This is a genomic window from Rhizobium sp. P40RR-XXII, from assembly GCF_012641405.1.
Lineage (GTDB): Bacteria > Pseudomonadota > Alphaproteobacteria > Rhizobiales > Rhizobiaceae > Rhizobium.
The window spans coordinates 31,213-52,656 of the sequence record NZ_JABAII010000022.1 but is presented as its reverse complement, the minus strand read 5'-3'; the positions used below and the strand labels follow the sequence as shown (position 1 = coordinate 52,656).

The following is a 21,444-nucleotide window of genomic DNA, read 5'->3' as shown; positions in this document are numbered from 1 at the left end:
CTTGCTGGCAGGTATCTGTTTCCGCGCGGGCCCCTCACCCTAGCCCTCTCCCCGTCGGGACGGGGAGAGGGACGACGGAGTAAGATAGCGCCTGATTGCTTAAAGGCGGCGTCAAACATGGTCTAGTCCCCTCTCCCCGCAGTGGGGAGAGGGTTTAGGGTGAGGGGCCAGGCACGTAGTTTCGGCAAAACCGAACCGGCTAACCTCTTAAATATAAAAAGGGCGCGGAAAGGATCCCGCGCCCCGGAACGTGAATGAAGGCGCGGCTTACTCGGCCGCGTCGTCCTTCTTCTTGTCGGCAGCGATTTCCTGGCCGGTCGCCTGGTCGACGACCTTCATGGACAGGCGAACCTTGCCGCGCTCGTCGAAGCCGAGGAGCTTCACCCAGACCTTGTCGCCTTCCTTGACGACGTCCTGTGTCTTGGCAACGCGCTCGGAAGCGAGCTGCGAGATGTGGACGAGGCCGTCGCGGGCGCCGAAGAAGTTGACGAAGGCGCCGAAGTCGGCGGTCTTGACAACGGTGCCTTCATAGATCTGACCGACTTCCGGTTCTGCGACGATCGAGTGGATCCACTTGCGGGCCGCTTCGATTTCCTTGCCGGAGGAAGAGGCGATCTTGACGGTGCCGTCGTCTTCGATGTTGATCTTGGCACCGGTCTTTTCGACGATTTCGCGGATGACCTTGCCGCCCGAGCCGATGACTTCACGGATCTTGTCGACCGGGATGTTCATCACTTCGATGCGTGGTGCGAATTCGCCGAGCTGGCCACGGCTTTCGGTGATTGCCTTGGACATTTCGCCGAGGATGTGGGCACGACCGCCCTGTGCCTGGCCGAGAGCGACCTTCATGATCTCTTCGGTGATGCCGGCGATCTTGATGTCCATCTGCAGCGAGGTGATGCCGTCGGCGGTGCCGGCGACCTTGAAGTCCATGTCGCCGAGGTGATCTTCGTCACCCAGGATGTCGGAAAGAACGGCGAAGCGATCGCCTTCCAGGATCAGACCCATGGCGATGCCGGCAACGGGCTTGGCCAGCGGAACGCCAGCATCCATCAGAGCGAGCGAGGTGCCGCAAACCGTTGCCATCGAGGACGAGCCGTTGGACTCGGTGATCTCGGAAACGACGCGCAGCGTGTAGGGGAACTGTTCCGCCGTCGGCAGCATCGGGCGGATAGCGCGCCATGCGAGCTTGCCATGACCGATTTCGCGACGGCCCGGCGAGCCCATGCGGCCGGTTTCGCCAACCGAGTAGGGCGGGAAGTTGTAGTGAAGCAGGAAACGCTCCTTGTACATGCCCGTCAGGCTGTCGACATACTGTTCGTCTTCACCGGTGCCGAGCGTGGCGACGACGATCGCCTGCGTTTCACCGCGGGTAAAGAGAGCCGAGCCGTGCGTGCGCGGCAGGAGGCCGACTTCCGAGACGATCGGGCGAACGGTCGACAAGTCGCGGCCGTCGATGCGGCTCGACGTGTCGAGGATGTTCCAGCGGACGATCTTCGCCTGCAGGTGCTTGAAGATGGCGCCGACTTCTTCGGCCGTGTACTTGGCTTCGCCTTCCTCGGGCAGGAAGTGTGCCTTCACCTTGGCCTTGACGGCGTCGACGGCGGCATAGCGATCAGCCTTCTGCGTGATCTTGTAGGCGTCGCGCAGTTCGGCTTCGGCAAGGCCGAGCATTTCCTTCTCAAGCTCGGCATAATCTTCCGGCTGGAAGTCGCGGGGCTCCTTGGCGGCGACTTCGGCAAGCTGGATGATCGCGTCGATCACAGGCTGGAAGCCGCGATGGCCGAACATGACGGCGCCGAGCATGATGTCTTCCGGCAATTCCTTGGCTTCCGACTCGACCATCAAAACGGCGTCTTGCGTGCCGGCGACGACGAGGTCGAGGCTCGATTCGTCCATCTCGTCGAGATGCGGGTTGAGCACGTATTCGCCGTTGATGTAGCCGACGCGAGCGCCGCCGACGGGACCCATGAACGGGACACCCGACAGTGTCAGGGCAGCCGAGGTGGCGACCATCGACAGGATGTCGGGATTGTTTTCCAGGTCATGCTGGATAACGGTGACGACGACCTGCGTGTCGTTCTTGTAGCCTTCCGGGAAGAGCGGGCGGATAGGGCGGTCGATCAGGCGCGAAACGAGGGTTTCGTTTTCGCTCGGACGGCCCTCGCGCTTGAAGTAGCCGCCGGGGATCTTGCCGGCTGCATAGGTCTTTTCCTGGTAGTTGACGGTGAGCGGGAAGAAGTCCTGGCCCGGCTTCGGTGCCTTGGCCGAGACGACGGTCGCAAGTACCACGGTTTCGCCGTAGGTGGCGACGACGGCGCCGTCGGCCTGGCGAGCGATCTTGCCGGTTTCCAGCTTTAGCGGGCGGCCTGCCCACTCGATTTCAACGGTATGGATATCGAACATATCTTATCCTTGCATTGTGCGGGAAAAGGCGCCGTCGCCGACAAGTTCGGCAAGACGCATCTTCGACCACACGAAGTGACGTATCACGGGCAAGACAACGAGAGGCTTTCGAAGATCGGCCGAAGCACGAGGCTTCGGCTGAAAGCATCCGGCAATCCTGCCCCATGACAGGTCAACGGTTGTTGTTGGCAGCACCGGCCCATCCGGCCTGCCGGCAGTTTCGCGTCGCGCAATTGCAAGGCGCAAGCGAAACAGTCTCAAGGGTTCATAACCCCTTATAAGCAACCGGCGGACGTTCAGCAGAACGCCCGCCGGAGATTCTGTTAGCGGCGGATACCGAGGCTGGTGATCAGCTTGGTATAACGGCCTTCGTCCTTCTTCTTAAGGTAGTCAAGAAGCGAGCGCCGGCTGGAAACCATCGTCAGAAGGCCACGACGGGAGTGGTTGTCCTTCTTGTGGTCCTTGAAGTGGTCCGTGAGGTTGTTGATGCGCTCGGTCAGGATCGCAACCTGGACTTCCGGAGAACCGGTGTCGCCTTCGACGGTCGCATACTCCTTGATCAGCGCAGCCTTGCGCTCAGCAGTGATCGACATCGGATAGTCCTTTCTATGAGAGGAGATTGAAGTCGCCAAACGCCGGGATGTCGTCCAGCATTGGCCGCGAATGCAATCAGGCATGCCTGATGCTGGCGCTGCCTATAAACCAAATGAGCGGCAATGGAAAGAGGGTTCTCCCTGAGGCGGTTTCAGCGGCCCGCCATGGCGTCCCGGATCATGGCATCGTAACCCTCCGGATCTTGCAGCATCGCGAAATGGCTGGCGTCCTTCAGTACGACGAGCCTGGCACCCGAAATCTCCTTCGCCATCATCTGCGTATGGTCGAGCTTGACCGCCTCGTCATGGTCGCCGATGGCAAGCGTCACCGGTACTGTGATCTTGCTGAGGTCGGTTGCCGTCCATGCCGGCTGCGTTGCCCACATCTGCGAAATCTGGTTGACGAAGGCATCGTACTCGCTCGGCGTCGGTGACAGCTTTTTGTAGTACTCGCCGGCGACATTGATGTAGTCGTTGAAGGTCTTGTTGCTCATGACGTCGGGCTTCACGCCGTCGGTCGTGACATTGGCCGCCTGGGCGATCACCCGGGTCAGCTTTTCGGGATGTTTCATCGCCATGTCGATGCCGATGATGCCGCCATCCGACCACCCGACCAGCGTCACCTTGCCGATCTTCAGATAATCGAGCAGCGCGACATAATCCGAGGTCATTAGATCATAGCCGAAGGGCTGCTGGCTGCGCGTCGAGCGGCCATGCCCGCGGCTGTCGGCAACGATAACGAGGTGATCCCTCGCGAAATCGGCAACCTGAGCGCCCCAGACATCAGCATTTCCCAGTCCGCCATGGATGAAGAGGATGGGGTCACCTTGACCATACTCGGCATAGTACATCTTGATGTCGTTGACATCAGCCATGCCGCTCGTCTTCGGCTGCGGCATTTGCGGGAAGGGCGGCAGTCCGGCCCAACGCTCGGCGGAATGCGTGCTTGCGACTGTGAGGAACAACGAAAGGAACGTTAGTATGCCAATGGTAGCTGTGCGCATATTCTCCCCCATGAACGGGCCGTCATGGCCCGCCGGGAGCATATCGCATCGCAATTGCCTCGCAATAGCAACCGTTCCTGCTGATTGGTGCTTAGACGAAAACGCGCTTAGGGCGGAATTCGCCCTGGCCGATTTCGCCGATCGCAATCAGCTTGCCGCGCGCCGTGGCATAGGCCTCGGTTTCGGCGACCGGCGCGTCGCGTCCGCGCACCAGGATCGGGTTGCCCATCTTCAGGCGATGTGCCTGGTCGTCGCTGATGACGAGATGCGGCAGCGAAGACAGGGCCTCGGCGGTGTCGATCAACAGCGCGTCGAGGGCCGCGAGCCGCTCGTCCGCATCTTCGATCTCCTCCAGCGCCACCAGATCGGCAAGCGGCACCATCGCCTCCTCGGCGAAAGGCGCGACGAAGCTGCGGCGCAGGCCGGAAATGTGGCCGTAGCAGCCCAGATCGCGGCCGAAATCGCGGGCAAGCGCGCGCACATAAGTGCCCTTGCCGCACTCGACCTCGAAATGCGCCGTATCGACATCCGGGCAGGCGAGCAGCGTCAGGCGGAAAATCTCCACTTCGCGCGAGGGGATCTCGACGATCTCGCCCTCGCGGGCCAGGTCATAGGCGCGCTCGCCTGATATCTTGATGGCGGAGAATTGCGGCGGGATTTGCTGGATGGTGCCGGTATAGTTCGGCAGCAGCGCGCGAATATCCTCTTCGCTCGGACGCTTGTCGGAGGTGGCGGTTACTGCGCCTTCGAGGTCATCTGAAGCGCGCTCCTCGCCCCAGGTCACGGTGAATTCATAGATCTTGCGGCCGTCCATGACATAAGGGACCGTCTTGGTGGCGTCGCCGAGCGCGATCGGCAGCATGCCGGATGCGAGCGGGTCGAGCGTGCCGGCATGACCGGCCTTCTGGGCTTTGAACAGCCATTTGATCTTGGAAACGGCTTCGGTCGAGCCGAAATCAACCGGCTTGTCGAGGATGAGCCAGCCCGAAATCGGGCGGCCCTTGGGCTTGCGTGGTTTGGACATTCTCTGTCTCTGTTATTGATCTTGGTCGTTGTCGTCTTCGAGATCGCGGCTGACCTCGGGCGAGCGCAGCAAGGCGTCGATCTTCTTGTAATTGTCGAAGCTCGTATCGTCGCGGAAGCGGACTTCCGGCATGTACTTCATCTGGCGAAGCTGAGGACCGAGACGGCCGCGGATATATTTAGCATGGCGGTTCAGCGCCTCGATGACGGCGCCGTGGTCGGTGACGCCGAGCGGGGTCACGAAGGCGGTGGCGATCTTCAGATCCGGCGACATGCGCACTTCGGAAATGGAGATTACCGTGCGCTCGATCAGGTCGTCGCGCACTTCGCCGCGCTGCAGAACCTGCGTGATCGCTGAGCGCACCTGCTCGCCGACGCGAAGCATGCGCTGCGAAGGCGCGGAAGAAGTTGGTTTGGTCATGGTTGTTCCGTTAGCAGCGTCCCGTGGACGCGATAAAGCGGGTCACATGACTCGATCCGGCGCAAAGGTCAAGGCTGGACAGGATTTACTGCCCGCCAGAAGCCGAGAATCCTTGCAAATACGATCTCCTGCTCCGCCTGGGAGGAGAAGACGGCTGCCGGGATATGGGCTGCGAAGGAGATGGGGTCCAAGAAAAAACCGCCGGTTTCGCCGGCGGTTTTGATATCTTGCAAATCGAAGATTGCTTAGAGCGTACGGGTGATATGCTCGACGCGGAAGCACTCGATCGTGTCGCCGACGCGGATGTCTTCGTAGTTCTCGAAGGCCATGCCGCATTCCTGGCCGACATTGACTTCCGACACTTCGTCCTTGAAGCGCTTGAGCGTCTTGAGCTTGCCTTCGTGGATGACGACGTTGTCGCGCACCAGGCGGACGCCGACGCCACGCTCGACCTTGCCTTCGGTGACGCGGCAACCCGCGACCTTGCCGACCTTCGTGATGTTGAACACCTCGAGGATCTCGGCATTGCCGAGGAAGGTTTCGCGACGCTCCGGAGAGAGCAGGCCCGACATCGCTGCCTTCACGTCATCCACCAGGTCGTAGATGATGTTGTAGTAGCGGATTTCGATACCTTGACGCTCGGCGAACTGACGAGCCTGCGCGTTGGCGCGGACATTGAAGCCGATGATGGCCGCATTGGAAGCCTCCGCCAGCGAGACATCCGACTCGGTGATGCCGCCTGCGCCCGAATGGACGATGCGGGCACGAACTTCGTCGGTGCCAAGCTTGTCGAGCGCGCCGGCAATGGCTTCGATCGAGCCCTGCACGTCGCCCTTGATGACCAGCGGGAATTCCTTCACGCCGACAGCCTGGAGCTGGGTCATCATCTGCTCGAGCGAGCCGCGCTGACCGGACAGGCGGGCAGCCGCCTTGTCGCGGGTGAGGCGCTGGCGATATTCCGAGATCTCGCGGGCACGGCTTTCGCTTTCGACGACGGCGAACTTGTCGCCGGCCTGAGGTGCGCCGGAAAGGCCGAGCAGTTCGACCGGCATGGCCGGGCCTGCTTCTTTCACATGCTCACCCTTGTCGTTGACGAGCGCACGGACGCGGCCCCACTGGTCGCCGGCAACGACTATTTGGCCGGGACGCAGCGTGCCCTTCTGCACGAGCACGGTGGCAACCGAGCCGCGACCACGATCGAGCTGAGCTTCGATAACGGTGCCTTCGGCGGTGCGGTTCGGATTAGCCTTGAGATCAAGGATTTCCGATTGCAGCAGAATGGCTTCCAGAAGCTTGTCGAGATTGGTGCGGTTCTTCGCGGAGACTTCCACGTCGAGAACTTCACCGCCCATCGATTCGACGAAGACTTCGTGCTGCAGCAGCTCCGTGCGGACCTTCTGCGGATTGGCTTCGTGCTTGTCGATCTTGTTGATCGCGACGATGATCGGAACACCCGCCGCCTTGGCGTGGTTGATCGATTCGATCGTCTGCGGCATCACGCTGTCGTCGGCCGCGACCACCAGGATGGCGATGTCGGTCGCCTGGGCGCCGCGGGCACGCATTGCCGTGAAAGCGGCGTGGCCGGGCGTGTCGATGAAGGTGATCTTCTGGCCGTTCTGCTCGACCTGATAAGCACCGATGTGCTGGGTGATGCCACCGGCCTCGCCGGCGACGACGTTGGCGTGACGGATCGCATCGAGAAGCGAGGTCTTGCCGTGGTCGACGTGACCCATAATCGTGACGACGGGCGGACGGGAAACCAGTTCGCCTTCCTCGTCGACAACGTTGAAGATCCCCTGTTCGACGTCGGATTCCGAAACGCGCTTGACCGTATGGCCGAATTCGCCGGCAATCAGTTCGGCCAGATCGGCGTCGATGACGTCGCCCGGCTTCATCATCTGGCCTTCCTTCATCAGGTACTTGATGACGTCGACGGCGCGTTCGGACATGCGCTGCGACAGTTCCTGGATGGTGATGGTTTCCGGCAGGACGACTTCACGCGAGATCTTTTCGCGCGTTTCCTGCATCTGGCTGCGACGGAACTTCTCCTGGCGGCGACGCATGGCCGAAAGCGAGCGGCCGCGGGCGGAGCCGTCCTCGTCGACATTGGCCGTCGTTACCGTCAGCTTGCCACGGCGGCGTTCATCCTCGGTCTTCGGACGCGTGGTAACCGGCTTTGCCGGCTCAGGGCGCGTGACCTTGCCGCGGACCGGAGCGCCACGGGGCGGGCCGCGATCGCTCTCTTCCTCATTGACGCGACGGCGGCTGGCCGGGGCTTCGCCTGCAGGAGCGCCAGGACGTGCCGGCTGAGGAGCCGCATCCGGACGACGCGCAACGACAGGAGCCGCAGGCGCCCGGACTGCCGGCTTCGGCGCTTCCACCGATGCGGGCGTCTCGACCTTGGCTTCCAGCGCGCGAGCCGCTTCTTCTTCGGCGCGGCGTGCGGCTTCAGCCTGCTCGGCGATGCGACGGGCAGCTTCTTCCTCAGCGCGGCGGGCCTCTTCCTCGGCACGACGAACCGCATCGGCGGCATCGCGGACCTGGGCTTCGGCAAGCGCACGGCGGCGCGCATCCATTTCGCCAGCCGACAAATGGTTCAAAACCACCGGTCGCGACGAACGTTCCTGCTGCGGGCGCTGCTGGCTGTTCTGGTTCGATTGCTGTGGCCGCTGCTGCTGGCCACCAGGCTGATGAATGCGCGGAGCCGGCTGCGGCGGGCGCGGCGGCTGCGGCGTCGGCTCGGCGACGCGCGTCACCGATGGCGCAGCTGTCGCCGTCGGCGTGATTGGCTTTTCGTCTTCAGGACGTAGCGGGCGGCGCTTACGGGTCTCAACCACGACCGCCTTGGTGCGACCGCGGCCCATATCCTGGCGCACGGTGCCCTGGTTTACGCCTGAAGGTTTCAGGGTGAGGGTCTTCTTACCCGAAACACTCAGCGTCTTGTCGTCTTGATTGTCGGTCATTCCGTTCCTGTTCCTTCGGACAGGGCTCGGAAACGTCCGTCAGACCCTGTCGTTCAATGCATGTACCTTAATGAGGCGTCCGGCGTAGGCCGGTGACCGCGTCATTGTTTTCGCCGGCCAGCGCCACCCGTTGCCCGGGACTGACCGCCGTTGCGGTACTGTTCGAGCAGGTTTGCGCGCTTCACTACACCTTCACCGGCCTGCCCTGCAAGCGCTGCGGCATGGATAAAAGCATTCTGGCCCATCAGTTCTTCCATTTCCGCCTCCGTGAAGACACGGAAGGAGGGTATTTCCTTTTCGGTTTCCATACCGAGATGCCAGGCCTTTCGCGCCTGGTCGATCTTGCGGACGCCATCGGCGGCGGCGGCGATCGCATGAAACACGGCAATTGCCGAGCCGTTGCGAACAGCGCCATCAACCTTTGATGAACCGCTGACGAACCGGCCCGCCTTGCGCGCCATGTGCATCATCCCGGCCAATTGCGCCAGGAGAAGGCGGTCGACGATGGCACCCAGATCGGCCGGTGCCGTCACCTCCGCCTTCAAGGCGCGGGAAAACAGTTTCTTTGCCACTGCCTTGTCCACCAACGCCCGGTCGACCTTGACCCAGCAGCCGCGTCCCGGCAGTTGCCGCTTCAGGTCGGGAACAACGGTCCCGTCGGGAGCGGCGACGAAGCGGATCAACTCATCGGGCGATCCGCTTTCGCGTGTTACGATGCACATGCGGCCGTTTGCGTCGTCACCGCCGAGATTATTGTCCTCGGCCGGTGCGCTAGGCCCCTGGGTGATCGTCATGCTTGTTGCTCGGTCTCATCCTCCGCGACCTCTTCGGTCTCAGCGGCAAGATCGGCTTCTGTGATCCAGCCGGCCAGCAGGCGGGCCTGCACGATCATCTGTTCGGCCTCGACTCGCGAGACCTCAAGCTTGGAGAACAGGCCCTCGAACTTCTTCGTTTCGCCGTTCTTGCGCTCGCTCCAGCCGACGAGATCGTCGGCGGCGCAGCCGGCGAAGTCCTCGATCGTCTTGATGGCGTCCTCACCGAGGGCGACCATCATCTGCGCAGTCATGCCGTTGATCTCACGCAGTTCGTCGGAGACGCCGAGCGCCTTACGCTTCTCGTCCATCTCAGCCTCGAGCTTCTCGAGATATTCGCGGGCGCGAGTCTGGATTTCCTGGGCGGTGTCTTCGTCGAAACCGTCGATCGAGGAGATTTCGTCGAGATCGACGTAAGCAAGTTCCTCAACGGCGGCAAAGCCTTCCGAGGCCAGAACCTGGCCGACCATTTCGTCCACGTCGAGCGCGTCCATGAACAGGTTGGTGCGCTCGTTGAATTCCTTCTGACGGCGTTCCGATTCCTCGGCTTCCGTCATGATGTCGATATCCCAGCCCGTCAGCTGCGAGGCGAGACGGACATTCTGGCCGCGGCGGCCGATGGCGAGCGACAGCTGTTCGTCCGGAACCACGACTTCGATTCGTTCGGCATCCTCGTCGAGAACGACCTTGGCGACTTCGGCCGGCTGCAGCGCGTTGACCACGAAGTTCGCCGGCTCGTTGGACCAGGGAATGATGTCGATCTTTTCGCCCTGCAGTTCGCCGACGACGGCCTGAACGCGCGAACCGCGCATACCGACGCAGGCGCCGACCGGATCGATCGACGAGTCGTTCGAAATAACGGCGATCTTGGCGCGCGAGCCCGGATCGCGGGCAACCGATTTCACCTGGATGATGCCGTCGTAGATTTCAGGCACTTCCATGGTGAAGAGCTTGACCATGAATTGCGGATGCGTGCGTGACAGGAAGATCTGCGGGCCGCGCTGTTCGCGGCGCACGTCGTAGACGTAGGCGCGAACGCGGTCGCCATAGCGGAAGTTCTCGCGCGGGATCATCTCGTCGCGGCGGATAATGCCTTCGCCGCGGCCGAGATCGACGATGACGTTGCCGTATTCGACGCGCTTGACCGTGCCGTTGACGATTTCGCCGACGCGATCCTTGAATTCGTCGAACTGGCGGTCACGCTCGGCCTCGCGCACCTTCTGCACGATGACCTGCTTGGCCGACTGGGCGGCGATGCGGCCGAAATCCATCGGCGGCAGCGGATCGGCGATGAAATCGCCGAGGGCTGCGTCCGGGTTGCGGTCGCGGGCCAGTTCCAGCGGGATCTGCGTGGAATAGTCTTCGGCCTTCTCGACCACTTCGAGCAGGCGCTGCAGGCGAATCTCACCCGTTTTCGGGTTGATGTCGGCGCGGATGTTTGATTCCGTGCCGTAACGCGAACGCGCGGCCTTCTGGATCGCGTCCGCCATTGCGGCAAGCACGATCTCGCGGTCGATGACCTTTTCGCGCGCCACTGCATCTGCGATCTGCAGAAGTTCTAGCCGGTTCGCACTGACTGCCATTGTCTTTAGTCTCCGTCTTCCTGCCCTTGGGTTCCCGTTCCGTCAGGCGGTTCGTTGATCGGTTATTCTTCTTCGTCCGCTTCGTTCTGGTTCGCAGCCTCGGCTTTGGCAAGCTTGTCGGCGCGCAGTGCGTCGCGGATAAGATCGTCCGTCAGGATCAGCTTGGCTTCGGCCAGCGTGCTGAACGGAATGGTCACCTTGGGCTCCTCGCCATAGGCGACCTGGTCGCGTTCGATCGTGAAGCCATCATCGTTGACGACGGCGATCTTGCCGCGGAAACGCTTGCGGTTATCGACGAGGATCGACGTTTCGCACTTGACGATGTGGCCGATCCAGCGCTGAAAGTCCGATTTCCGCACCATCGGGCGGTCGATTCCAGGCGAAGACACTTCGAGATGATACGCCTTATCGATCGGATCTTCCACATCCAGCACCGGAGAAATGGCCGTGGAGACCTCTTCGCAGTCCTCGACGGTCATCGTGCCGTCGTTGCGCTCGGCCATGATCTGCAACGTCAGGCCATTCTGGTTCAGGAGACGCACGCGCACCAGGCGGAAGCCCATGCCCACAAGGACGGGCTCAATGATGGCGGCAACGCGCTGGTCAAGGCCGGTTTCGACGATCAGCCTGGGTTCATTGGTATTGTCTGCGTTTGTCACGTCCGACAAGCATTCACTCCTGCAGTGTTCTTGCATTCGGAGATCGCGCTAATAAAAAAGAGCGGGTCCTTGCGGCCCACTCTTCATCACACGATCAAGAATTTGATGCTGATATAAGCCCCTTTCCGGGGAATTGCAAGGCAGCCGCGTTGAAAGCTGTCTGTGCCGCTATTTCAGCACGCCGAGCATCGAGCTGTCGGGATAGCAGGTGGGCTTCATGCCGCTCTTTTCCTGCCACTGGCCGATCGACCGTCTCGTCTTGTAGCCGGGCAGGCCGTCGGTGCCGCCGACATCATAGCCTTTGTGCTCCAGAGCCTTCTGCATATTGGCGACGTCGGAACGCAGCATCTTGCCGACATCGCCCCATTTTTCCTGGAAGGCGCCGCTGCCATAGGCGATGCGGTCGGCGAGATTGCCGATATAGAGGCCGTAGAGGTCGGAGTTGTTGTATTCCTTGATGACGTAGAAATTCGGGGTGACGATGAATTCCGGCCCGTCGCGACCGGCCGGCACCAGCATCATGCCGCTGGCCCGCAATTCGTCCGAGGGAAATGGCTTGCCGGAAACGCGCGTAATCCCGAGTGAAGCCCAATGCGAGATCGGCTTGGCGAGGTCGGGACCTTCCTGGGCGCAGGAGACGGCCTGCGGGATCGTGGCTTCGTAGCCCCAGCCGCGACCGCGCTGCCAGCCCTTCTGGACCAGATAGTTGGCTATCGATGCCAGCGTATCAGGCACCGAGGTCCAGATATTGCGATGGCCGTCGCCATCGAAATCAACGGCATATTTCAGATAGTTGGTCGGCATGAACTGCGGCTGGCCAAGGGCGCCCGCCCACGAACCCTTAAACTGATCCGGCGTGACGTCGCCATGTTCGAGGATGCGCAGTGCTGCGATGATCTCGGTGCGGAACATGTCCTTGCGGGTGGACATGAAGGCCTTGGTCGCCAGCACCTGGATCGCCGAGTTCGGTAGTTTGGCGATGCCAAAACCGGTTTCGCGGCCCCAGATGGCCAGCAGGATCGGTCCCGACACGCCATAGGTCTTCTCGATCCGCCGCAGCACCGGCCCATATTGCGTGGCAAGGCTCCGCCCTGTCGCGGTCAGCTTCTGTAGCCGCGCCTCGTTGAAGTAGGGGGCGGGAGAGGAGAATTCGGCCTGGCTCTGCGCCTGTTCCCTGGGCTTGGGGAAACCCGGCGGCTCCAGATCCGGCAGATCCCAATTCAGCGTCACGCCGGTAAAGGCGGCCTGGAAGGTCTTTTCGGAAATCCCCGCCTTTCGCGCTTCCGGCCAGAGATCCTTCTGGATCCAGGCCTGGAACTGCGCTTCGACGTCGGCCTTCGAGGCGGCGAATGCGGGGAAGGGGAAGAGGGTCAGGATGATGCAAAGCAGAGAAAGCAGCCTTTGCATATGTCGAGCCGCGGCTACCCCCCTCTGTCCCTTTCGGGACATCTCCCCCACAAGGGGGGAGATTGTTGGGAGACTGCCGCGCCTTCCATGGGGCTGATTTACTTCGGCTTCAGCAGATTCAATGCCTGTTTGAGAGGAAACGGTGTTGCAAGCGACCGATCTCCCTTGTGGGGGAGATGTCACGAAGTGACAGAGGGGGGTATGCACTCTCCTCATACTCGGTCCTTTACCGTCTCCGTCAAATCGCCGTCCGCGCCCTCAGTGCCGCCGCCAGCGTGCCCTCGTCGAGATAATCGAGCTCGCCACCGACCGGCACACCATGGGCAAGGCGGGTGATCTTGATCTCCAGTCCAGCGAGCTGGTCCGTTATATAGTGTGCTGTGGTTTGCCCCTCGACCGTGGCGTTGACGGCGATGATGATCTCGCGGACGCCGCCTTCGCTGACACGCGCGGTCAGGCCGCGAATATTGAGGTCGTCAGGACCGACGCCATCGAGCGGCGACAGGACGCCGCCGAGAACATGATAGACTGTGTTCATCGCGCCGGATCGTTCCAGCGCCCAGAGATCGGAAACATCCTCGACGACGATGATGACGGATTGGTCGCGCCGCTCGTCGGTGCAGACGGTGCAGGGATCGGCGGTATCGACGTTGCCGCAACGCGAGCAGATCTTCACCTTGTCATAGGCATCGCCCATGGCATGGGACAGCGGCCCGAGCAACTGGTCCTTCTTCTTGATCAGATGCAGCGCCGCCCGCCGCGCCGAGCGCGGCCCGAGGCCCGGCACCTTCGCCAGAAGCTGGATGAGTTTTTCGATTTCGGGGCCGGTGACTCGCTTTGCCATGGGAGGCTTTTAGCTCATAAGCTCACGGAACGGAATCACGGAAGGGGCGGTTGGCCGATGAAAATTCCGGCCATTTCCCATAGCGAGCTATCATTGTCGAGCCGGGTCACCGTAGAGCCAGGTCATCGCATGGCAATCGCCACGGCCGCGCCCGCCATGGTGCCGGCGCTGGCGCGATTGGCGATGCGCACGGCGCGGCGGCTCTTGAGGAAGGCCCGAGCCTTGGCCGCCAGCATCGCCCAGGAAAGGTCGATGACGACAAGCACCGCAAACATCGTCGCCACCAACTCGGCCCAGCCGGCGATCGTCACGCCATGCAGGTCGATGATCGACGGCAGCAGCGCCACGTAGAACACCATGATCTTCGGATTGCCCATGGTGACCGTGAAGCCGGCGAGGAAGAGCCTTGCGGGCGATTGCGCGTCCGGCAGCTGTTCTTCGGTCGTATCGGAGGCGGCAAACCACATCTTCCAAGCGAGATAGAGCAGATAGGCGACGCCGAGCCATTTGATCGCCACGAAGGCCACGTGGAAGGTTTCGGCAATGGTCGCAAGGCCGGCAACCGCAAAGGTCAACCAGATCGCCTCGCCAAGCCACATGCCGGAAAGGAAGGGCAGCACATTGCGCGCGCCCTTCGTCAGCACGCGCGCCACCAGCGCGGCAATGCTCGGCCCCGGCGATCCCGCCGCAATGAACAAAGCACCGGCAAAAACAAGCAGCGTCGACAGGCTCATCGCATTTCCTCCAATAGGGCCTTCCGATCAGCCCCGATCCGGCGCTCCAAGCAGGCAGGCCGGACGATATCCGGAAGAAGACGACATCTGGACGAAGATGTCCAGAGATAGCATTCCGGCCTGGCTGTTCCGAAACCGGGTTCCGGGTTTAGCCGAGCTGCGCGCGAAAGCGCTCGAAGATCGCCTTGCCTTCCGGCCAGTCCCCTAGTCTGGATGCCGCATTGATATGGCCGCGCGGCCCGACATCGGCGAACGCGCTGCCCCATATTTCGGCGCCGTGGCGCGCATGGTCGAGGGCGCAGAAGGGATCGTCGGTGCTGGCGACCAGCAAAGATGGAAAGGGCAGCCGCTTCGGCGGCGGATTGGCGAAGCTGCCGGCTTCAGCAAGATAGACTTCGCCTGTGGGGTCGGGAGCCGCGACCAGCAAGGCGCCAAGGATCGCCGCCTTCCGCATGGGTGCCCAATGGGCGATGAGCTGGCAGGCGAGGCTGTGCGCGATCAGGATCGGCGGCGTCTGCGACCGGGAGATTTCCCGCTCGAGCGCGGCGATCCAGTCCGTGAGTATCGGCTTGTCCCAGCTCGATGGCTGGAAGCGGCGCATGCTTGGGTCCTGCCGCTCCCATAACGTCTGCCAATGGCTTTCACCCGAGCCGCCAAGCCCCGGAAGCATGATGATATCGGTCATGTCGATCTTTTCTCCATAGTAACCTACGGCGAAAAGCTGACATGTCGTTTCATCAATTGACATTGCAATCCATCGGATAAAATTTGCCATAACCGATGAATTGAAGGTGAGTGATGGACAGTATCGAAAGAGGGCTGGATCCGACGGATCTGTCGATCGTCGAGATCCTGCAGCAGGACGGAAGAATTTCGGTGTCGGAGCTTGGCCGCCGCGTCGGCCTCTCGCAGCCGGCGGCTTCGGAGCGCCTAAAGCGGCTAGAAGAGCGCGGCGTGATCGCCGGCTATCGCGCAGTCATCGATCCCGCCGCCGTCGGGCTCGGCATGATGGCGGTCATCCGTCTACGGACGACGCACGAGCATATCCGGCCCTATCTGAAACAGTTTTCGGAAATGCCCGAGATTATCGAGGTTCTCAGGCTGACGGGCGAGGATTGCTTTCTGTTGAAGGTTCTCGTGCCGACACCATCAGACCTTGAAACCATCGTCGATTCCATCGCCCGCCATGGCGCGGTGACGACGTCGCTGGTGCTGCGAAACGAACCTGCAAAGGCGATCGGCCGCGATCTCATCCGCAAGGCGGCCGCCCGGTGATCGGATAGGCGCCAGCCTCAGAACGGCAGCTTGAAGCCGGGCGGGATCGGCAGGCCGGCGGTCAGTTCGCGGGTCTTTTCGGCGGCCAGCGCCTCGGCCTTCTCCTGTGCGTCCTTGTGGGCCGCGACGATCAGGTCCTCGAGGATTTCGACATCGTCTTCCTTGAAGAGCGACGGATCGATCTTCAGGCCCAGCATCTGGCTCTTGCCGTTGACGGTGACTGTGACGAGGCCGCCGCCTGCCTTGCCTTCGACGCGAATGTCGGCGATCTCCGACTGCATCTTCTCCATCTTGGCCTGCATTTCCTTCACTTTGCCCATCATGCCCATGATGTCGCGCATCGTCTTTGGTCCTTCTGCTGCATGCTTCTATTTCCCATCGGCTAAGATGTGCCGCCGGCCGCCGCGGTCGTCGAGCCGAGCGGTTCCGCTGCCCTCTATCTTACCCTTAGAATTCTATATCGTCGCCTGGTAGGATATCGCCATCGACGGATTCGGCGACTGCCGGCGGGGCGGCAGCCTCCTCCTCGTCGTCCGTCTCGGGTGCCCGCACCCGCACGTCGATGATTTTTGCGCCCGGAAATTGCGCCAGGATCGCCGCGACATCTGGGTCCTGCCGCGCATCGGCGACCCGCTGCTTCTGTGCATTCGCCTCCACTTCGACAAGCGTCGGCTGACCTTCCTCGCGGCTGAGGCTGACGATCCAATGGATGCCGGTCCATTCCTTGAGCTTGACGGCAAGCTCGTTCAGCAGCGTGCCGGGAGCGCCCGGTGTCAGGCTGACATCCAGCCGGCCCGGCTCCAGCCTGACCGGGCGCACGAAGGCGCGCACCAGCGCTTTCAGCTTCGGATCGCGCTTCTGGCCGGCAAGTTCGGCAATATCGGCCATCGAATTGACCGGCACCAGCGGCTTCGGCGCTTCGGCCGGCTTCGGCTCGATGCGGCCGACGGGTTGCGAATCCGGCTGCGTGTTCGGCACGGCGCGCAGCATGGCGACCGGTGCGGAAGGCGTCGGTCGCGGCGCCGGCGTTTCGACGGCACGCGCCATGGCGTTGCCCTGATAGGAGACAGCTGCTCCGCCGCCGTTGCCGCCATTACCGATCGGCGCGGACGATGATGGACGGGCGCCGCCATTGCCGTCGGAAAATTCGGCAAGTCTGCGCGCGGCATCTTCGGGTGCGGGAAGATGGGCCGCGTGCGCAAGGCGGATCAGCACCATTTCGGCAGCGCCGGCGGTGCGGGAGGCATTCTCCGTCTCGGTAATGCCCTTCAAAAGCATCTGCCAGATGCGCGAAAGCGCCGTCACGGCGACGCCCTGTGCGAATTCCGTCGCTTTCGTGCGCTCGATTTCGCTGAGCGACGGATCGTCTGCGGCATCGGGCACATATTTGAGGCGGGTCACGAGATGGGTGAAATCGGCAAGATCGGTCAGGACGACGACGGGATTGGCGCCGGCCTCGTACTGGCTGTTGAATTCGGCAAGTGCCGCAGCGACGTCGCCTTTGACGATATGGCCGAAGAGATCGACGATGCGGGCGCGGTCGGCAAGTCCAAGCATGGCGCGCACGGCGTCGGCGGCAACGAAGCCACTGCCGTGGGCGATCGCCTGGTCGAGCAGCGACAGGCCGTCACGCGCCGAACCTTCCGCGGCCCGGGCAATCATGGCGAGCGCCTCCGGCTCGGCCTCGATGTCTTCCTTGCCGGCGATGGTGGTGAACAGCCCGACGAGATCGGAAGCGCTGATGCGGCGCAGGTCGAAGCGCTGGCAGCGCGACAGCACCGTGATCGGCACCTTGCGGATTTCGGTCGTGGCGAAGATGAACTTCACATGCTCGGGCGGCTCTTCCAGTGTCTTCAAGAGCCCGTTGAAGGCGGCCGTCGACAGCATATGCACTTCGTCGATGATATAGACCTTGTAGCGGGCCGAAACCGGACGGTAGCGCACCTGCTCGATGATCTCCCGGATATCGTCGATACCCGTGTGCGAGGCGGCGTCCATCTCGATGACGTCGACGTGCCGGCCTTCCATGATCGCCTGGCAATGCTCGCCGGGTTCGCGCAGGTCGATGGTGGGCCGATCGATCGCAGCGGTCTTGTAGTTGAGGGCGCGTGCCAGGATGCGGGCTGTCGTCGTCTTGCCGACGCCGCGCACGCCGGTCAGCATATAGGCCTGGGCGATGCGCCCGGTCTCGAACGCGTTGGTCAGCGTGCGGACCATCGGCTCCTGGCCGACCATCAGATCCGTGAAGTCCTTGGGCCTGTATTTGCGGGCCAGCACCCGGTAACCGGTGCCGGTCGAGGCGGCATCTTTTGCTTGTCGCTCGCTGTCGCTCATCGCCCTGCTTTTTGCCCGGTGAAAGCCGGGTCTTGCTTTCGGAAAGGGTGGGAGGCTGGCACGATGACCCGTGCCGGGCTCGTTAGGGCTGCTTCCTTCCGGACCTGACCCGGTTGGCGAGTGGCTCGTCCACCACCAACCTCCCGGATGCACATATCGGCAATATCGCCATCAAAAGCAAGCCAAGGTCAAAAAAAACTGCTAAACACTTGATAAAACAATGGAGGATGCCCCTTGAAGGAGTTTACGCTCGACGACCGTCTGGCGAATGACAGCGTTTCCGTCGCGATGACAGGCCTTTGCGATGCGCGGCTGATGAAGGATCGCCGCTGGCCCTGGCTCGTGCTGATCCCTCGCCGGCCAGGCAAATCGGAGGCTTTCGAGCTGACGCCGCTCGACCGGATCCTGCTGACCTTCGAAACCGACAAGGTCGCAAGCGCGCTGAAGACAGTGACGGGTGCGACAAAAATCAATGTCGGGGCACTTGGAAATATCGTCCGTCAGCTGCATGTTCATGTGATTGCGCGGTTCGAAGGTGATGCCAACTGGCCAGGTCCCGTCTGGGGCTACGGCAAGGCGGAACCCTATTCGGACGAAGACATGAACAGCCTCATGGCCAAGTTGCGGGAAACCCTTTCACAATGAGCCATTCCATCTTCTCCTCGGATGCGCCGCATCCGGAAGCCAGCAGTCTCACCGCCTTCGCGGAAAACCAGCTCAACCGGGATGCCGAGCATCGTGACGAGGAATCGATCAAGCATGCGCTTGCCAAGGAGGGCACGCATATCCTGGCCTTTGCCCAGGAGCGGCTTGTCCTGAAGCATGACGGGCAGGTGCTCGACCCACTGTTTGCCCGCTACGAGCTGCAGGAGCTTGATCCGAATTGGGAGGACGCCGTGCTGCTCGGCTATCGTAAGACCGGCGAGCCAAGGCTGGCGGTGCCGGTGCGTGTCAACGCCGATGAACTTGCCAGCCAGTATAAGCCCGCGGATATGCGCGCGCTCTGGCGCGATCTACTGCTGGAAGGCGAAATTCTCGGTGAGGCCGCTCAGGGTATGAGCCTCATCCGCTGGAATAGCGACAATCGCTTCTGCGGCCGCTGTGGCTCGGCGATGGAAAGCCGTATTGGCGGCTACAAGCGGGTCTGCACGGCCTGCGAACATATGATCTTCCCGCGCACCGATCCGGTCGTCATTATGCTAACGATCGACGAGGAAAGGAATCGCTGCCTGCTTGGCCGCAGCCATCATTTTGCGCCGGGCATGTATTCGTGTCTCGCCGGTTTCGTCGAGCCGGGCGAAACCATCGAAAATGCGGTGCGCCGCGAGACGCACGAGGAATCCGGCATCCATATCGGCCGCGTGCGCTATCATGCGTCGCAGCCCTGGCCGATGCCGCATTCCCTGATGATCGGCTGCTATGCCGAGGCGAAGTCGACGGACATCCACATGGATGAAGCCGAGCTTGAGGATTGCCGCTGGTTCACCCCGGAAGAGACGCGTGCCATGCTCGACCGCGTCTCCGCATCTGGCAACACATCTCCACCCAAGGGCGCCATTGCCCATCGCCTGATGCGCGATTGGGTGGAATGGAAGCGCTAGGTCCCGTCCCATCATGGCCCGCTCGGAACGCTTGCTGACGCTGTTGCAGACACTGCGGCGCTACCGGCGGCCGGTGAGCGGCGCCGTTCTGGCGGAGGAGACCTGCGTCAGCCTACGCACGCTCTACCGCGATATCGCCAGCCTGCAAGCGCAGGGTGCCATGATCGAGGGCGAGCCCGGCATCGGCTATGTGCTGAAGCCGGGCTTCATGCTACCGCCGATGATGTTTTCGCAGGACGAGATCGAGGCGCTGGTGCTGGGATCGAGATGGGTGGCACGCGCGACCGATGCGCGTCTGGCAGCCGCTGGCACCGACGCTCTCGCCAAGATCGCCGCCGTGCTGCCCGCCGAAATGCGCGAGGCAATCGACCAGGCGGCGGTGGTCGTCGCCACGCGCCGCATCACGGAAGACAAGGCCGATCTTTCCCTCATGCGCAAGGCGATCCGCACGGAACGCATGGTGCAATTGACCTATGGCGACGTGAATGGCGCCATCTCGACCCGGCGCATCTGGCCCTTCGCGCTCGGCTATTTCGACAATGCCCGCATCGTCATGGCCTGGTGCGAGCTGCGCCAGGATTTTCGCCATTTCCGCGCCGATCGCATCGTCGATTTCGCGGTGCTGGAGGCACGCTATCCACGCCGCCGCATCGCGCTTGCGCGGGAATGGCATGCCCGTGAGGGCGTCGTCCACGATTGATCCGCCAGCGCACACTACTGCCAGAAACTGTCAGTAGGCGCGACTATGATGGGCACCATCCAAGCAGGAAGGAGGACCGATCATGGCAAGCAATGTTTACACGCAGCAAGCGCATCGTGGTGTCATCAAGGCGCACGAAGGTAAAGACCCTTCAATGCCGGGGTGGCCGGCTCGCCTCTCGCAGATTGCGCTTGGCTACTTCACCCGCCACTGGGATCGCCTCGACATCGAGGAAACGCCGAATTCCGTAAAGCGCGACCTGGGCTTCCTGGACGGCCGCGCCCCTTACCGCGAGGAAGACCGGATGCACTGAACGCATCCGCCGAAGCAATTCCAGAAAAAGTGCGCAGCAGTTTTCCGTCCGGAATTGCGAGGCAACTAAGAGATACAGCAGTTCACAGATTCCATGAAAAGCTGAACCGCTCTAACTCCCAGCCCAACTACCGATGCAATCTCATTGCCCTTCTACCGGCAGGCTCAGCACCGCCTGCCGGATCGCATCCGCATGCCTTCATATCCATCCGAACAAGAGGAATATCCAAATGACTAGCCCGAATCTCATCATCTTCTACGTCAAGGACCCCGGCGAAAGCACGCCATTCTATCGTGACCTGTTCGGCCGCGAACCCGCCTTCGCGTCACCGAATTTCGTGGCCTTCTCGCTCGACAACGGCCTCAGTCTCGGTCTCTGGCGCCGCAGCACCGTCGAGCCGCAGCCCTCCGCCATTGGCAATCGCGGTGAATTGGGCTTCATGGTCGAGGGCGCCGGCGCCGTCGAACAGCATTATAGGGATTGGAGGGCGCGCGGCCTGCCGATCGCGCAGGAATTGACGACCATGGATTTCGGCCCAACTTTCGTCGTGCTCGATCCCGATGGTCATCGCCTTCGCGTTTGTGAGCCGGATAAGTGAATCCCCTGTCCAGCTTGCCCCTCTCCCAGCACGCGGGGAGAGGGACGACCTCAGGCCCTCGCCAAGCCCCATGATGGAAGGTAGGCTGCAGGCGCGTCTATCTCCTCCTCCCTGCAGGCGGGGAGAAGGTGGCCGAAAGGCCGGATGAGGGGCTAGAGGCGACCTCCGAAGATC

The 21,444-nt window shown here is 62.1% G+C and carries 21 protein-coding genes and 1 other RNA gene; 6 read left to right on the top strand and 16 right to left on the bottom strand.

Going from position 1 to position 21,444, the window contains the following annotated elements; genetic code table 11:
• Window positions 1-267: 267 nt before the first annotated feature.
• The 13 genes from pnp to HGP16_RS29115 all read right to left on the bottom strand — a co-directional run bounded on the left by pnp (window position 268) and on the right by HGP16_RS29115 (window position 15,134).
• On the bottom strand, window positions 268-2,406 hold the full coding sequence (gene pnp / locus HGP16_RS29175) for a polyribonucleotide nucleotidyltransferase (protein ID WP_168843445.1): 2,139 nt from the start codon (window positions 2,404-2,406) through the stop codon (window positions 268-270).
• Window positions 2,407-2,729: 323 nt separating this feature from the next.
• Window positions 2,730-2,999, bottom strand: a complete 270-nt coding sequence (rpsO, locus tag HGP16_RS29170; protein ID WP_047635766.1) for a 30S ribosomal protein S15 — start codon at window positions 2,997-2,999, stop codon at window positions 2,730-2,732.
• Window positions 3,000-3,151: 152 nt separating this feature from the next.
• Entirely contained in the window at window positions 3,152-4,003 is an 852-nt protein-coding gene (locus HGP16_RS29165) for an alpha/beta fold hydrolase (protein ID WP_168843444.1), read from the bottom strand.
• A 91-nt stretch (window positions 4,004-4,094) separates the two neighbouring features.
• On the bottom strand, window positions 4,095-5,027 hold the full coding sequence (truB, locus tag HGP16_RS29160; protein ID WP_168843443.1) for a tRNA pseudouridine(55) synthase TruB: 933 nt from the start codon (window positions 5,025-5,027) through the stop codon (window positions 4,095-4,097).
• A 12-nt stretch (window positions 5,028-5,039) separates the two neighbouring features.
• Window positions 5,040-5,447 carry a 30S ribosome-binding factor RbfA gene (rbfA, locus tag HGP16_RS29155; protein WP_168843442.1) on the bottom strand — a complete coding sequence of 136 codons (408 nt, stop codon included), beginning with the start codon at window positions 5,445-5,447 and terminating at the stop codon, window positions 5,040-5,042.
• A 245-nt stretch (window positions 5,448-5,692) separates the two neighbouring features.
• The gene (gene infB, locus HGP16_RS29150; RefSeq protein WP_168843441.1) at window positions 5,693-8,410 is read right to left on the bottom strand and encodes a translation initiation factor IF-2; all 2,718 of its coding nucleotides are present in this window, start codon (window positions 8,408-8,410) and stop codon (window positions 5,693-5,695) included.
• 101 nt (window positions 8,411-8,511) lie between these two features.
• Window positions 8,512-9,204 carry an RNA-binding protein gene (locus HGP16_RS29145; protein ID WP_168843440.1) on the bottom strand — a complete coding sequence of 231 codons (693 nt, stop codon included), beginning with the start codon at window positions 9,202-9,204 and terminating at the stop codon, window positions 8,512-8,514.
• Window positions 9,201-10,805: a transcription termination factor NusA gene (nusA, locus tag HGP16_RS29140; RefSeq protein WP_168843439.1), complete on the bottom strand. Its 1,605-nt coding sequence runs from the start codon at window positions 10,803-10,805 to the stop codon at window positions 9,201-9,203. Before nusA ends, HGP16_RS29145 begins: the two co-directional genes overlap by 4 nt.
• Before the next feature lie 62 nt (window positions 10,806-10,867).
• Window positions 10,868-11,473 carry a ribosome maturation factor RimP gene (gene rimP / locus HGP16_RS29135; protein ID WP_168843438.1) on the bottom strand — a complete coding sequence of 202 codons (606 nt, stop codon included), beginning with the start codon at window positions 11,471-11,473 and terminating at the stop codon, window positions 10,868-10,870.
• A 159-nt stretch (window positions 11,474-11,632) separates the two neighbouring features.
• The gene (locus tag HGP16_RS29130; RefSeq protein ID WP_246703601.1) at window positions 11,633-12,871 is read right to left on the bottom strand and encodes a lytic murein transglycosylase; all 1,239 of its coding nucleotides are present in this window, start codon (window positions 12,869-12,871) and stop codon (window positions 11,633-11,635) included.
• A 238-nt stretch (window positions 12,872-13,109) separates the two neighbouring features.
• The gene (gene recR / locus HGP16_RS29125; RefSeq protein WP_168843436.1) at window positions 13,110-13,715 is read right to left on the bottom strand and encodes a recombination mediator RecR; all 606 of its coding nucleotides are present in this window, start codon (window positions 13,713-13,715) and stop codon (window positions 13,110-13,112) included.
• 122 nt (window positions 13,716-13,837) lie between these two features.
• Window positions 13,838-14,449 carry a LysE family translocator gene (locus HGP16_RS29120; protein WP_168843435.1) on the bottom strand — a complete coding sequence of 204 codons (612 nt, stop codon included), beginning with the start codon at window positions 14,447-14,449 and terminating at the stop codon, window positions 13,838-13,840.
• Between the two features lie 148 nt (window positions 14,450-14,597).
• Complete coding sequence (locus tag HGP16_RS29115) at window positions 14,598-15,134, bottom strand: RBBP9/YdeN family alpha/beta hydrolase (protein WP_168843434.1); 537 nt, start codon at window positions 15,132-15,134, stop codon at window positions 14,598-14,600.
• 113 nt (window positions 15,135-15,247) lie between these two features.
• Between HGP16_RS29115 and HGP16_RS29110 the strand changes: the two genes are divergently transcribed.
• A complete protein-coding gene (locus tag HGP16_RS29110) occupies window positions 15,248-15,724 on the top strand; it encodes an Lrp/AsnC family transcriptional regulator (RefSeq protein ID WP_168843433.1) in 477 nt (158 codons plus the stop codon).
• A 17-nt stretch (window positions 15,725-15,741) separates the two neighbouring features.
• Here HGP16_RS29110 and HGP16_RS29105 read toward each other — a convergent pair whose 3' ends face one another.
• The 3 genes from HGP16_RS29105 to ffs form a co-directional block, all read right to left on the bottom strand.
• On the bottom strand, window positions 15,742-16,065 hold the full coding sequence (locus tag HGP16_RS29105) for a YbaB/EbfC family nucleoid-associated protein (protein WP_149635072.1): 324 nt from the start codon (window positions 16,063-16,065) through the stop codon (window positions 15,742-15,744).
• A gap of 106 nt (window positions 16,066-16,171) precedes the next feature.
• On the bottom strand, window positions 16,172-18,058 hold the full coding sequence (locus HGP16_RS29100) for a DNA polymerase III subunit gamma/tau (protein ID WP_168843432.1): 1,887 nt from the start codon (window positions 18,056-18,058) through the stop codon (window positions 16,172-16,174).
• A gap of 47 nt (window positions 18,059-18,105) precedes the next feature.
• An RNA gene (ffs, locus tag HGP16_RS29095) (signal recognition particle sRNA small type) lies at window positions 18,106-18,202 on the bottom strand.
• 90 nt (window positions 18,203-18,292) lie between these two features.
• Between ffs and HGP16_RS29090 the strand changes: the two genes are divergently transcribed.
• The 5 genes from HGP16_RS29090 to HGP16_RS29070 all read left to right on the top strand — a co-directional run bounded on the left by HGP16_RS29090 (window position 18,293) and on the right by HGP16_RS29070 (window position 21,270).
• A complete protein-coding gene (locus tag HGP16_RS29090; RefSeq protein ID WP_168843431.1) occupies window positions 18,293-18,703 on the top strand; it encodes an HIT family protein in 411 nt (136 codons plus the stop codon).
• Window positions 18,700-19,659 carry an NAD(+) diphosphatase gene (gene nudC, locus HGP16_RS29085; RefSeq protein ID WP_168843430.1) on the top strand — a complete coding sequence of 320 codons (960 nt, stop codon included), beginning with the start codon at window positions 18,700-18,702 and terminating at the stop codon, window positions 19,657-19,659. The genes HGP16_RS29090 and nudC overlap by 4 nt, the downstream gene beginning before the upstream one ends.
• Before the next feature lie 13 nt (window positions 19,660-19,672).
• A complete protein-coding gene (locus HGP16_RS29080; RefSeq protein WP_168843429.1) occupies window positions 19,673-20,359 on the top strand; it encodes a helix-turn-helix transcriptional regulator in 687 nt (228 codons plus the stop codon).
• An 82-nt stretch (window positions 20,360-20,441) separates the two neighbouring features.
• Window positions 20,442-20,672: a hypothetical protein gene (locus tag HGP16_RS29075; protein ID WP_168843402.1), complete on the top strand. Its 231-nt coding sequence runs from the start codon at window positions 20,442-20,444 to the stop codon at window positions 20,670-20,672.
• Window positions 20,673-20,901: 229 nt separating this feature from the next.
• Window positions 20,902-21,270 carry a VOC family protein gene (locus tag HGP16_RS29070; protein ID WP_168843428.1) on the top strand — a complete coding sequence of 123 codons (369 nt, stop codon included), beginning with the start codon at window positions 20,902-20,904 and terminating at the stop codon, window positions 21,268-21,270.
• Window positions 21,271-21,444: the final 174 nt, after the last annotated feature.